The organism is Pseudomonas sp. SLFW (assembly GCF_009905615.1).
GTDB classification, from domain to species: Bacteria; Pseudomonadota; Gammaproteobacteria; order Pseudomonadales; family Pseudomonadaceae; genus Aquipseudomonas; species Aquipseudomonas bambusae.
The window spans coordinates 15,328-27,881 of the sequence record NZ_JAAAKW010000036.1; the positions used below are offsets into that span (position 1 = coordinate 15,328).

Below are 12,554 nucleotides of genomic sequence, written 5' to 3' on the forward strand. Positions count from 1 at the left end.
ATATGAAGCTCACGCCGATTGCCCTCGCGTTGCTGCTCGGTTGCGCCTGGAACTACCAGGCCAACGCCGCGCAAGTACCGGTTGCCGCTCAACAGGATAACCGTGTGCGTTTCGTGGATTATGACCCGTACAACATCGTCACGCTGAAGGCCCGGATAGGCCGGGATACGCTGATTATGTTCAGTCCAGCCGAAAAGATTTTGGATATGGGCGGGGGCTACACTGAAGCTTGGGGAGTGGGCACGATTACTTCTCAAAATGGTTTTTTCATCAAACCGGCAAAGGGTAGCCCCAATACGAACATTCACGTTGTAACCAACAAGCGCGTTTACAATCTGGACATGGTACTAGCCAGGTCAAGTAACGAAGTTAGTTATGAGTTTATACAGTACCGCTATCCCGACGACGAACTCAAAGCGCGACGCGCACAAGGCCAGGCCGATCTGGTCAAGAAGATGCTCTCTCAAGGTGATGGCCGTAAACAAAACGTGAATTATACCGTGGAAGGCTCTACAACAATTGAGCCGAGCCGCGTGGTTGATAACGGCCTGGCAACTTACGTCACGTTCCCGGCGCGGGCAAAGATCCCGCAAATCTACTATGTGAACGAAGAGGGCAAGGAAGTTATGGCGAGCTGGAACGTCGAAAACGACGTTGTAGTGATCCATGACGTTAAGCCGAAATTTATTTTCCGTAGTGGCGAGCTTGTAACTTGCGTTTACAACGAGTCCTATGACCCCAACGGTGGCGAGCGCCCATCGACTAAAACCCAGTCGCCGCATGTTGAGCGCGTATTGAAGGAGGCTGACCAATGAAAATGCCATGGAACCGTAAAGATGATATTGAGGATGAAGAGGAGCTAGAGGAACAGAAGCCCATTGAAGGCGACCGTAAGATTGCTTCGGTAAATAAAGGGTTAGGCATGCAAGCCCGCCTAACTAATATCGTCGCCGGAGCCTGCATTATCGCTTTTGGTGGCTGGTTCCTGTTCCACTATTACGCGGGCCTCTATCGAGATAGCCAGGAGAAGAAAGACCGCGACATTGATACGACGCAAACAGCGTCCACCCAACTGCCACCGTTGAAGGTCGGCGCCTTGGAGACCCCACAGCAACCCGCTGGCCAGGCCGCGCCGCCACCGCCAAACATGCAAGCGCGCAGCGGCTCCGCCAACGGGCAGCCGGTCAAATCGCCGGCAGAGATCGAACGTGAACAGCGCCTGTCGTCCCCGGTGAAATTTAAGCTCGATGGCATGGCGTCGTCCCTCCCCCAAGCTCCGACTAGCAATCCGACTCAGGCCGGTACTGGTGGCCAGGGCGGAGCTGGTGGCCAGGTCGGTGCAGGTGGTCAGTCTGCTATGGGTGCGGCAGGCAATCCGGGCGACCGACTGTCCCAGTCTTTGCAATCGGCACAGATGGACCCCGTAGAAGCTTATCGCCTGGGCGATCCTGGCTTGATGGTGTACCAGGGCGAAGCCATACCTTGCGTGGTTCGCCCCGCGCTGGATTCTTCCTTGGTTGGCATGGTGCAGTGCGTGCAGACCGATGACCTTTGGTCTGCGGATCACAGCGCTATCGTGGCTGAGCGCGGCACTATCTACACCGGCCAGCAGCTCATGGGCCTGGCTCGCGGCAATCGGCGTCTCCCAATCGTATGGACCAGGGGCCGTACCCCAATGCCAAATAACGTGGCTTTCAACCTTAGTTCGGCGGCCACCGATGAACTAGGCCGCACGGGCGTTACCGGTGATATTGACTATCACTTGGCTGAGCGCTGGGGTCCTATCGTCGCACTAAGCGTTATCGACGATGTAGGCGCCTACCTGGAAGCCACCCAGCAGAGCAACAGCGGCAATAACACCACCCTGAACCTGGGCAACACTACAAATGGCGGACAGGACCTAGCCACCGAGATTTTTAAGGAAGCCGCCAATATCCCTAACACCCTCACTCGCAACCAAGGCGCGAATATCTATATCTACGTTGCACGGGATATTGATTTCAACAAAGTCTATAGCCTGGAGTACAAGCAATGACTGAATCTGTTGATACGGATACTCTCCACACCGTTGAATTGCACCTCCAAGTTTTGGGCCCGTACCTGAGCGGCGACTATAACGAGCTGTGTGTAAACACCCCTGGCGAACTCTGGACGTATAAGCACGGGCATTGGGAATCTATCCTCATGCCCGAACTGGATTACACTTGGTGCGTGGAGTTGAGCCGTTTGGTGGCTAACTTTTCCGTTCAGGCACCGCAACCTGTTATCAGTGCAGAACTGCCTGGCGGCCAACGTATCGAGATTGTTCTGCCACCAGTAACCGAAGTTCCAGGTATCACCATTCGCCTTCCCCCCAAGGGGAAGGCTTTCACGCTTGAGGAAATTATCGGATTTGGTAGTTTCGAGCGCACCGAATGGGTACAAACACGTGGCATAAGTGCTGCTGATCGCGAGGAACTACATAAGGAACTTACAGCAAAAGAGTTGGGCTTGTTGAAGCTGTTCAAAGCCAAGGATGTAATGGGTTTCCTCTGCGCAGCGGTAATAGGGAAACAAAACATTTTCTTTGTTGGGGAAACAGGCTCTGGTAAAACCGCATTAATGAACGCGCTGGGCCACAAGATTCCAGCAGGTGAACGGTTGATTACGGTGGAAGATACCCGCGAATCTCGGTTGCCTCATCGCAATCAGGTCAACTTGAAATTCAGCCGGGACAGTGATGCACCGGAACGCATTCGCGTTAAAGGCGTATTAGCCTCTACGCTGCGTCAATTTCCGAGCCGGGTACTACTCGCGGAAATACGCGGCGACGAAGCTTACTTCTTTTTCCAGAACGTTGTTAACAGCGGCCATCCTGGAACAATGGCAAGCTTTCACGCTAACAGTCCAAAGATGGCATTTCGGCGAATGGCCAACATGATTCAGGCCAGCCCCGAGGGTAGTCAACTCTCCCAAGACTTGATTATCAAAGACCTGTACGCACTGATTAACATCGTTATTCAGTGCGAGCGCGACGACAATGGCAAGCCGTTCGTTAGCCAGATTTATTACGATCCAGAATACGCTATCAAGGTAGCCGGGTAAGGAGGCGCTGTATGCTGCTCAATGAACTGGATAGTTACAAAGCCAAAGTTACCGCGTTCACGGCGTTGATTGTCTTAGCTGTAACCATGGGTTTATATCTCGCCGGGTACTGGTTTCTTTTGAAGATTGGGGAACACCCTTGGAGCGCCACGCCGAAAACCATCATTGACTATTGGATCTACTACGGCAACCAACCGGATGTAAAACGGTGGTTGACCATCTGCACCGGAGCCGGGTTAATTCCGGCCATCGTTATTTTGGGTGTGTGCGTAGCTCCAATTAACCGAAAGTTGCATGGTGATGCCCGGTTTGCTAACACCGCCGAAATAAAACGCAACAAGCTTTTGGGCGAGCATGGTTTTATTATCGGCAAATGGAAAGGCAAGTTCCTTATGCTTGCGGGCCAGCTTGGTGCGCTGCTATGTGCACCTCCACGGTCCGGTAAAGGTGTAGGGGTGGTGCAGCCGAACATGCTTAGCTGGCCAGACAGTATGGTATTGCTGGATGTACGCCAGGAGTCCTTTCGGATTACTTCGGGTTTCCGAGCAACCTTTAGCCAGGTTTTTCTATTTAACCCGGTAGATCCTGAGCTGCGCACCATGCAATGGAACCCATTGGATTATGTTTCAGATGATCCAATGTTGCGTGTGAATGACTTGCAGAAGATTGGCAACATGCTGTCGCCAGATCCTGCGGATGGCGACCCGTTCTGGCCTGCTTCCTGCCGCACTCTGTTCTTGGGGCTGGCCCTGTATGTATTTGAGACACCTGGCCTGCCTCGCACCTTCGGGGAAATTGTCCGCCAAATCATGTTTGGCGAAGGCGAAACCGTAGGTGAGCACTGGAAAGAACTTATCGAACAACGGGACCAGACGCCGACCCCGCTTAGCTCCGCTTGCAAAGCAGCTCTGTATGACTTCATTTTCACCAGCGGCAATACTCAATCGTCCATCCGTAAGACGTTCACAGCGAAGCTGGAGCTATGGCTTAACCCCTTGGTCGATGCGGCAACTTGCCGTAGCTCTGTAGACCTGCGCTTACTGCGTCGGGAAAAAATCACCATCTACATGGGAATTAAGCCAAAAGACTTGGACTATTTGTCGCTGATTATCAACCTATTCGCTCAACAAATCCTTGAGCTGAACATGGACGAAATGCCCGAAGATAACCCCGAGTTGAAATATCAATTGGGCTGGATGATGGATGAGTTCACCGCACCAGGGCGTATGCCAGTTGTGGCTAAATCTATTGGATACCTGGGCGGCTATAACATCCGCCCATTCATTATTGTGCAGTCTATATCGCAGCTAATTGCCACCTATGGCATTGAAGTAGCAAAGACAATTATCGAGTGTCTCGGCGCAGAAATTGTTTTTGCCCCAAAGAACAAAGAACATGCTCGCACTATTTCGGAAATGCTCGGTGATACTACCGTAAAAACGAAAAGCCACTCCCGCCCTAAATTCGACATGAAAGGTGGATCTACTAATACCTCCGAGCAAAAGCGCGCTCTGCTTCTTCCTCAAGAAGTCCGCCAGATAGGCAAGAAACGGCAAATTATCTTTGTTGAAAACATGAACGCGATTCTGTGCGAAAAGGTTTTCTACTACAAAGAGCGGGTCTTCAAAAAAAGACTGTTGCCGCCATTTGTTCAACCGAAAGCCGAATACATTCCACCACCACCGCGAGTGGCTAAACCAAAACCAAAACCAAAGGCTGAAGAAGTTACTGAAGTAGATGGCCAGCTAGTTAAGTTCGTTGATCGGAAAATTGAAGCCAAGGACATTGATAACCTAGATAAACTATCGTTGACAGATTACAATATTGACTTCGAAAAAATCGAGCTACCAGAGAACGAACCTGCCACTGATGAGGAACTGCAAGAACTATTTAGCTCCTTTGTAAATTCTATCGCTGACTGACGCGGAAGGAACGTAACTATGGCTACTAAAGCTGACAAAGAAGGTCTTGTAAAAGCGCTGCGCGAAAACCATGTTGATACGGCTCTTGCACTTATCGACGCCAAAAATACACTCAGCCCGAACATGAAAGAGCCGTTGGAAAATGGCGTCCCTCTCTTACTCTCCGCTGTCCGTGGTCAGTTATCGACCGGCGAAAAGTTCAATGGCCAAATGCTCCTGGAAGGTCTGGTACTCCGTGGTGCCGACGTCAATATGCGCTTGCCCTCGGGCAAGACTGTGTTGCATGACCCAGCGCTAACCGGCCAGGCAGCACGGACGTTGATTGAAGCCGGGGCCAGCCTAGAAGCGAAGGTCTCGAAAACCGACCTAGAAGCTGGCCAGGTCAAGGGTGAAACCCCGCTGCTGGCTGCCATTAAGGCCAAGAACCCGGACGTGGCCAAGGTCCTGATCGAAGCCGGGGCCAACGTCAACGCCCGTGACCAGGACCGTGTTACCCCGTTACATGCGGCCGCTGCCAGCAAGGACGGCCGCACCGCTAATTTGTTGCTTCAGGCCGGGGCTGACATAAACGCCCGTACCGGCGACAAGGACAATTCCATCACGGCAGTTGAAGCCCTCAAGCAAAACGGTATTCCCTTAGTGGCCAAGGTTCCGGCCGCTAGCCAGGCCCGCGAGAACACCGTAGAGAACGGCCAGACACGTGACGCCGAGCTAGACCCGGAGTTGTCGGCCCTGGTGGCCAGCCAGCGCGAGAACCTGCGTAGGGCTGCCACACGCGCACCAGTTGTCGAGACACCAGCGGCGCAGGCCACACCTGCACCCTCCCCCGAGCTGGATGGCCAGGCCCGGGATTTTGCCACCAGACGCCGTGCAGATCTGGACGGCCAGCGCGCTGCGCCTGTGCTCGAATCGGCGGATGCTGAAGCCATGTTGTTTGCGGCTCGCCAGCGCGAACGTGTACGCATGGAACGCGATAACCTGGGGCTAGACCAGCGCACCCGCGATAGCGCGCCTCAGATGGGCGCTCAGGGCCGTGAAGGTGATAACCCAGCCGAACCTATCCGCTTCAACAAGGAAGCTGCTCAGGCCCGCGCACAAGCAATTCCAGACCATGTGAAATCGCGGTTCGTCCAGGTCGATAACAAATTCTATTTCCCGGACAAGTCCCCGGCATTCGATGACAAGGGTCAGAAGCTGGCAACCAAAAGCGAGAACCAGGAAGTTATCGCCTCGATGGTGGACATTGCCAAGGCTCGTGGCTGGGAGAAAATCACTGTTCGGGGTAGTGAGGAATTCCGGCGTGCTGCGTGGCTTGAGGCGTCCATGAACGGCCTTGAGGTGAGTGGCTACAAGCCTACCGCTATCGAGAAAGCGCACCTGGCCAAACTGGTCAAGGAAACAGCACAAGAGAACAGCATCGAGGTCGGAACCCAGCGCGAGAAAGCCGCTGGTAAACGGTCGCTTACACCGCCTGCAGGTGAGCGCGTTGCTCCGCTCCAGGAAACCCCAGCCAAAGGGGATCGCCCTGCGGATCTGCCGCGCATGAAGGATTTCAGCATGCGTGAAGGGGCTGTGTCCGGGCAGTTGCTCGATCACGGTAAAGCGAATTACCAGTTCAACGATAAGAAGGATCAAAGCTATTTTGTCAAGGTGATGACGGAAAGCGGCGAACGCACCATATGGGGCAAAGACCTGGAACGGGCCATGCGAGACAGCCAGGCTAAACCTGGTGAAACCATCGGCCTAGAAAAGGTGGAGACCAAAGGCGTGGTTGCCAAGGAAAAGGTATTTGATGACCAGGGTAAGGTGGTTGGCTCGCGGGACGTGGATGCCATCCGCAACACCTGGAAAGTGGGTTCGGTCGATAAGGCCAAAGCCTTCGTATACGGTGATCGGAGCGAGGTGGTGAACAAACACCCCGATCTGGCACCGGCGTATGGCACGGTGGCCGCTGCTCACAAATTCGCGGAAAAGACTTGGCCGAACAGCAAGGAAGAACAGGAACGTTTCGTGGCGGTCGCACAGTTGGCCATGGCCGAGCGGATCGCCCACGGGGACCCGGTCCCGGCCCCGAAACTGCGAGAGGCCGTGGTGGTGAAACAACAGGGGAAGGAACAGCAGCAACCGGAGCCGCGTAAGGGCGCACAGAAAGAGGCCGCACGTTGAGGGGGCTTGCCCTTGCCGTCCTGCTGAGCGCGGCGCTGGTGGCCCCTGGGGTCGCCAGCGCCGGTGCGCAGGTGGAGGAACAAATCTCGAATTCGGTACGGGCTGGCCTGGCCATGGCCGTTAGTGACCAGGCCGCGCCGGAAGGGTCTTTTCTTTCCGTAGCAGCTAAGGATACCTGGCTCGACACCCAATCCCCCCGCCTGGCCGCATGGGTCCCTAACCAGGTAGAGCGCGAAAAGTTGTTGCTGACCGTGCATTACGAAGCGGTACGCGCAGGCCTGGACCCTGAAATGGTCCTTGGCCTGCTGTACGTCGAGAGTCGGTTTCGCAAATATGCCGTATCCGGCGCCGGAGCGCGGGGCTACATGCAAGTCATGCCCTTTTGGAATAAGGTGGTTGATCGCCCTGGCGACAACCTTTTCCATCTCCGCACAAACCTGCGCTATGGCTGCTCGATCTTGCGGCATTATCTGGACGCAGAAAACGGCGACGTATTCATGGCTTTAGGTCGGTACAACGGCAGCCGCGGCCAACGCGAGTATCCCGACCTGGTGTTGAAAGCCTGGAAGCAGTACCAGCTTCCTGCCAGGTCCTCCCCTACTACGCAATACGCCTCGACAGAATGAAAAAAGCCCCGTTTACCGGGGCTTTTTTTGCGCGCTAGGGGCCTTTACAGTTGCGCCCTACGGCGGTTTTCTTCACTCACGGCTGCGCTTATCAAGGACAGCAGGCGCTCTACCGGCGCGTCAACGGCGGCGCCAAGATAACGAACCGTGCTTACATCGTAGGTTTTGCCATTGGCAGACACCTGTAGCACGTATTGCCAGGTGCGCATATCTTCCCCAACGGCAATGCCTGGCTTGGGGTGGACTTCTTCAACAGATGCCAGGCGAATCCAGCGCCGTGCACCAGCGTACCGGTCAGGCAGCCGCCCTTCCTCCGCTAATGTCACCTGGAGCCAAATAGCTGGGCGGCCGTAGGTGACTATACCGTCGCCGCCTAAGCGATCCAGAATTACCGCCATGAGGCTGGAAAAGGCGTTCTCTCCCATATCACGGACGGCTGGTACCCACTCTGCAAGTTCTTCGCGGCGCACCGATAACAGGTGGTCGTAAATATCGCCGGGGGACAACTCCCGAGGGGTTATCTTTGCAAAGTCGGCTTTGATTGCCTCGATGACTTCAATGGCAGTGGCCTGCCAGATGGTTGTTTCGTCTGTCATGCTTACTTTCCTTTCAAATGAAACACAACATCTTGTGTCATCTGCTGATGCCGGCGGGGGCTTTAAACACAAGATGTTGTGTGGAAGTCCCTGGCTTACGCCGGGGCTATTCTGCCGTATTCCAGCGCTCAAACGCGGCTATGATCGCCGCGTCAACCTCAGCAATGGCGGTAGAATTCTGGCGATAGTGCAACATCAGGCCGAACAGATCGGCCATCAGAGACGCATCTGGATGTAGTCGATGGCCGTTGGCACTAGCGGGGTGCTGATCGCAGCAACGCACCAGGGCGTTTTCCAGATCTGCACGGGTAATAGCGCTGGGGGGTTCAATCGCGGTCATGGCGGCTTTCCTCATGAGGCTGTCAATGATCCTTTCTCGGCCCATGTTCCACTGACCGCTGGTCTTTGGCCTGGTTAAACGCAAACTGCAAGCTATCAAGGAATCGCGATGGCTGGGACGTGCAAAAGGCTTGCACATCTTCGGTAGGGAGTTTGGCGAGGTCGCAAACGCGGGTGCCCTTCACGCGCTCTATGACCGCTGATACCTGGTTAGTAGGCATGGGCTGCCTCCTTCTTGCGGCAGCTACGACGCACGCGTTCTACGCTGACCTTGCCGCGTGCGTGCAAATCGACCCAATGGGAGCAACCATTTATAGTGCCCTGGTAGATCACCTGGCCAGTCGCGTCCAGGACGTTAAACAGCTGAGGTTTTGCGCGGTTCATAGATGCGTCTCCTAACAGAATACGCATTTATGATACGACACTTCTGCCATAAGTGTCATTGCATTTATTGGTTTAGTGAGGATTCGATAATTGTATTTTGGTTTAGCTCTGCGCGAACTCGATAGACCGTAGCTATCCCTACGTCGCATAGCTTGGCTATATCCGCCATTGCTAGGTTCTCTTTTAGCCGTCGCTCGATGGCCGCCCATTTCTCCTGGTTTCGTCCACGGCCGCCCACCTTTTCCCCTCGGCGCCTCTTGTTGGCCAGGCCCTCCCGTATACGCTCCACGCGTTTCTCCTGGTCTATGCGCGCCTGGGTGGCCATGAGGTCTAGCAATAGGTCGTTGATGATGGTCAAGAACTGCCCGGTTATGTCGTTCCCACCGATAAGCATGTGAGTTGTCGGCAGATCCGCGACCACTAGGCGCATGCCTTTGTCCTCGATCATCTGTCGTAGGCGTCGCCAGTCTGTGTGCGTCAACCTGGATAGTCTGTCTACGCTCTCGCACAACAACACTTCGCCCTGGGCGGCTTCGTCTAGCAGGCGGCGAAGCTCGGGACGTTCTAGCTTGGTGCCGGAAATGGTATCTGCGTAGGTGGCTACGATGGCAAGTTTGTGCTGTGCCGCGAACTGCTCCAGGGCAAACAGTGCGCGTTCTTCATCCTGGTCTTTGGTGCTTGCGCGGAGGTATAGGCGGCACTGGCTGTTTATCATTTGAGGTCCGAAGTCGAAGGTGAGCGATAATCTATCATTTGGCTGTATTTTTCTTGGTAAATGATAAATCACGCGAAGCCTTATCGAAACCTCATATGAGTAGAGTATTTGATAAGCCGGTCACGTTCATTGTTCATGGGGGCAACCCTCCAAGCGGCTTTCCATTCGTTCGATGGCGTCGCCATAACGGGCGTCGGCCAATTCGTTAAGCTCGATCAGTTCGGGACCGTCAATGATGCCGAACCGGTGCAGCACCTCAGCATGCTTGCGCAAGCTTGCATGTTGAAACTCAGGCCGGTACCAGGCCGCCTTATCGTCGTTGAGCAACGAATGCCAAAGGCGCAATTCCTGGTCTTTGCGACCCTTCAAATAATCAAACTCGGCGGTCATTTTCTTTCCGTAGAAGCGCTGTTGAGGCTTGTTGGCATGCGTAGATCCACATGATCTGCTTTGTGTTCAGGCGGTCCATAATAAGCAATGAGACCGTCGCGCAAAGCCACGGCAGGTATCCCATAGCCACAATCGGAATGCTGCTCTACCAGGCCGTTATCGTCTACTAGACGCCACTCATAGCTGCCGTTATCCCCATCACCAAATACCTCGACGCTTAACCCGCCGTCGCACTCAACCGTTAATAGGGTGCGAACATCATCGGTGTAATGAAGGACAAGCTTATTGCGGTGTTTCATGTTCAACCTCCGGGCGTGTTTCCGGCTGTGATGGTCGCGGCCAAAGCTTACGGAAGCCGCTACGCATGAAGAACACGCCGAAGACTATGCCAAAGAGATAGTAGGCGGTCAGTTTCAATTCCCAGTCTGTGAGGGTTGCCAGAAAGGCCCACAGGCTAATGCAGAGCGTCCCCGCTCCTGCAATCATGTTGACCCAAGCCAATAGGGCCTGGCCGATGCTCAATTTTGGTTTCATGCCACCTCCAAAGAGATTGATTACTTGCAGAACCACACAATACATATAATGCATATCTGTTACTACAGAAAATGCATTATCGTTACCTGTCCTTTTCTTCGCGCTGGGGTGCGTCCTGGTCCCTACCCTGCGTCTTGTCGCGGTTTTTCTTCAACTCCTGGACCAGGGCCTTTTTAATAACGTGGCGTTCAGTTTCTGGCCGTGGCATTGATGCTGCGTGCTTTCGGATAGCCTCGGCTAAATCCTTGTCGCCTTCTGCCTCGTAGGTCTGTGCCGCCTGGAGCATTTCCCGAAGGGTTTTCTGACGCCGGTTGATAATCGCCTTTTCCCAAGGCTTCAGCTCCTGGGTGCCCGTCTTCAACACCTCCAGAGCCTCTTTCACTTTAGCGGCATGCACGTCTGAATCACCGCGTTTCTCCAGATGATAGATAGCTGCGCTTTTGCTCTTTTGGGTGATACCTCGGACTGCCCTCGGCGTTGCGTTCGCCTCGATGCCCCTATCCCTTAGCTGTTCAGCAAACGTCTCACGCCAGGCTTGCAGGGTCGCTTTGCGTATATGCAAGCGCTTACCGTTGTAGCCCTCGGCCTTGATAATCAAGTGAACATGCGGATGGGGTGGTGCGTCTTTGTGGGGGTCTGTTTCCGGCGTATGCAGAACCATCGCATATTGGTGCTTGCCATAGAGGGTTTCCCGTGCAAAGCCCTGGGCTGCTGCTAAAACCTTCTGTGGATCGGTACCGGCAGGCATCGACAGCACCACGTTAAATGCTTGGCGATTCTCGCCCTGCCCTTTTGACAGGTCCATATCCCAAGAATCGAACAGGTCGGCCACCTCGTCTTTCCCTCGGACAACCTCGCCCTGGTCAGTGACCATTTCGAGCTGCCCTTTGCGCGATATGTAGTCGAAATGGGCTTTGACGTGCTGGGCTGTTTTACCGCCGCCTGACACACGCACGATTACTTCGGGGGCTTTGGTAACGGTGCGCCAGGCTTGAGCCTTAGCGCCCCCCTTCCCCAGCTTCAGCCGCTGCCCTTTTGGGCGCTTGTGCCCGAAAGCAAATTCGATGCTGTGCTCTTCGTCGCGTGAGAAACCGCCCGCGTTACTCGTCGCCATCGCTCAACCCCCAATAGTCCAGATTACCTTTAACAAGGGCTTTGACGTATTTACGGTGAACGTCAATGACCTTGTGCATCACTTCCCACTGAACCGCGTGCGCCTGGTTTGCATTATCCAAGCTGACATTCAGGGCGCGAGCGATCTGGTTAATGTTCCGGCCAATAGCACCGAGCTGCATTGTCACCTGGCGCAGCTCCAGCATTTCTTTTTCGCTGAACCGTGGTTCTCCCGAAAGGTGAACCCGGAATAGCTGCCCGAGGTATTTGGACCTGGACCAGCCCATTTCCTGGGAAAGGGTATCCAGAGCTTCAACCTCTTTCGGGGCTAGCCTCGTATCTATTTTTTGGCGCCCCTTGGTCGAACCAGGCTCTGGCGTTTCTAGCTGGCCCGCCTTTGGTTGGTCCATCTGCAAGAAAGCAGCAACGACCTGCTCCAGCAATCCGGCGCTAGTTAATCGCAGTGTGGCGGCTCTCTCGTCGAAAGCCGCCTTCGTCTTTTCATCAACACGGGCCACAAGGCGCGGCTTGGTAGAAGGCATTTCACAACTCCCGCAGTTCGCTTGCGAACGAGGACCGCAAAGCGCAACGCGCTTGAGGACCTGGCTAGGTGGCACACCTTGTCGACGACAGTCTATCCTGCATTCCGCTACTACACCAAGCCTCTTTTTGCCATGGCAAAAAG

The 12,554-nt window shown here is 54.5% G+C and carries 15 protein-coding genes; 6 read left to right on the plus strand and 9 right to left on the minus strand.

Annotation, left to right across the window (positions count from 1 at the left end; all coding sequences use genetic code 11):
- Positions 1-2 precede the first annotated feature (2 nt).
- From GVN17_RS28590 to GVN17_RS28615, 6 genes are read left to right on the plus strand one after another with little or no spacing between them, the layout of a single operon-like run.
- Positions 3-815, plus strand: a complete 813-nt coding sequence (locus GVN17_RS28590) for a TrbG/VirB9 family P-type conjugative transfer protein (protein WP_166598629.1) — start codon at positions 3-5, stop codon at positions 813-815.
- Positions 812-2,035 carry a TrbI/VirB10 family protein gene (locus GVN17_RS28595; protein ID WP_166598630.1) on the plus strand — a complete coding sequence of 408 codons (1,224 nt, stop codon included), beginning with the start codon at positions 812-814 and terminating at the stop codon, positions 2,033-2,035. Before GVN17_RS28590 ends, GVN17_RS28595 begins: the two co-directional genes overlap by 4 nt.
- On the plus strand, positions 2,032-3,084 hold the full coding sequence (virB11, locus tag GVN17_RS28600; protein ID WP_166598631.1) for a P-type DNA transfer ATPase VirB11: 1,053 nt from the start codon (positions 2,032-2,034) through the stop codon (positions 3,082-3,084). The genes GVN17_RS28595 and virB11 overlap by 4 nt, the downstream gene beginning before the upstream one ends.
- 11 nt (positions 3,085-3,095) lie before the next feature.
- Positions 3,096-5,006, plus strand: a complete 1,911-nt coding sequence (locus GVN17_RS28605) for a type IV secretory system conjugative DNA transfer family protein (protein ID WP_166598632.1) — start codon at positions 3,096-3,098, stop codon at positions 5,004-5,006.
- An 18-nt stretch (positions 5,007-5,024) separates the two neighbouring features.
- Entirely contained in the window at positions 5,025-7,172 is a 2,148-nt protein-coding gene (locus GVN17_RS28610) for an LPD7 domain-containing protein (RefSeq protein WP_166598633.1), read from the plus strand.
- Positions 7,169-7,798 (plus strand): lytic transglycosylase domain-containing protein, encoded by a 630-nt coding sequence (locus GVN17_RS28615; RefSeq protein WP_166598634.1) that lies wholly within the window; start codon positions 7,169-7,171, stop codon positions 7,796-7,798. Before GVN17_RS28610 ends, GVN17_RS28615 begins: the two co-directional genes overlap by 4 nt.
- Positions 7,799-7,842: 44 nt before the next feature.
- Here the strand turns inward: GVN17_RS28615 and GVN17_RS28620 are convergent, their stop codons facing one another.
- The 9 genes from GVN17_RS28620 to mobC all read right to left on the minus strand — a co-directional run bounded on the left by GVN17_RS28620 (position 7,843) and on the right by mobC (position 12,411).
- Positions 7,843-8,394, minus strand: coding sequence for a hypothetical protein (locus GVN17_RS28620; RefSeq protein WP_166598635.1), 552 nt, complete (start codon positions 8,392-8,394; stop codon positions 7,843-7,845).
- Between the two features lie 106 nt (positions 8,395-8,500).
- Entirely contained in the window at positions 8,501-8,734 is a 234-nt protein-coding gene (locus GVN17_RS28625; protein WP_166598636.1) for a DUF3717 domain-containing protein, read from the minus strand.
- A gap of 209 nt (positions 8,735-8,943) precedes the next feature.
- Positions 8,944-9,117, minus strand: coding sequence for a hypothetical protein (locus GVN17_RS28630; protein ID WP_166598637.1), 174 nt, complete (start codon positions 9,115-9,117; stop codon positions 8,944-8,946).
- A gap of 64 nt (positions 9,118-9,181) precedes the next feature.
- Complete coding sequence (locus GVN17_RS28635) at positions 9,182-9,904, minus strand: recombinase family protein (protein ID WP_371928640.1); 723 nt, start codon at positions 9,902-9,904, stop codon at positions 9,182-9,184.
- A 54-nt stretch (positions 9,905-9,958) separates the two neighbouring features.
- Positions 9,959-10,222, minus strand: coding sequence for a hypothetical protein (locus tag GVN17_RS28640; protein ID WP_166598638.1), 264 nt, complete (start codon positions 10,220-10,222; stop codon positions 9,959-9,961).
- Positions 10,219-10,521, minus strand: coding sequence for a hypothetical protein (locus GVN17_RS28645; RefSeq protein ID WP_166598639.1), 303 nt, complete (start codon positions 10,519-10,521; stop codon positions 10,219-10,221). Before GVN17_RS28645 ends, GVN17_RS28640 begins: the two co-directional genes overlap by 4 nt.
- Complete coding sequence (locus GVN17_RS28650; RefSeq protein WP_166598640.1) at positions 10,505-10,756, minus strand: hypothetical protein; 252 nt, start codon at positions 10,754-10,756, stop codon at positions 10,505-10,507. Before GVN17_RS28650 ends, GVN17_RS28645 begins: the two co-directional genes overlap by 17 nt.
- Positions 10,757-10,838: 82 nt before the next feature.
- Positions 10,839-11,870: a relaxase/mobilization nuclease domain-containing protein gene (locus GVN17_RS28655; RefSeq protein ID WP_166598641.1), complete on the minus strand. Its 1,032-nt coding sequence runs from the start codon at positions 11,868-11,870 to the stop codon at positions 10,839-10,841.
- The gene (gene mobC, locus GVN17_RS28660) at positions 11,857-12,411 is read right to left on the minus strand and encodes a plasmid mobilization relaxosome protein MobC (protein WP_166598642.1); all 555 of its coding nucleotides are present in this window, start codon (positions 12,409-12,411) and stop codon (positions 11,857-11,859) included. The genes GVN17_RS28655 and mobC overlap by 14 nt, the downstream gene beginning before the upstream one ends.
- Positions 12,412-12,554 lie beyond the last annotated feature (143 nt).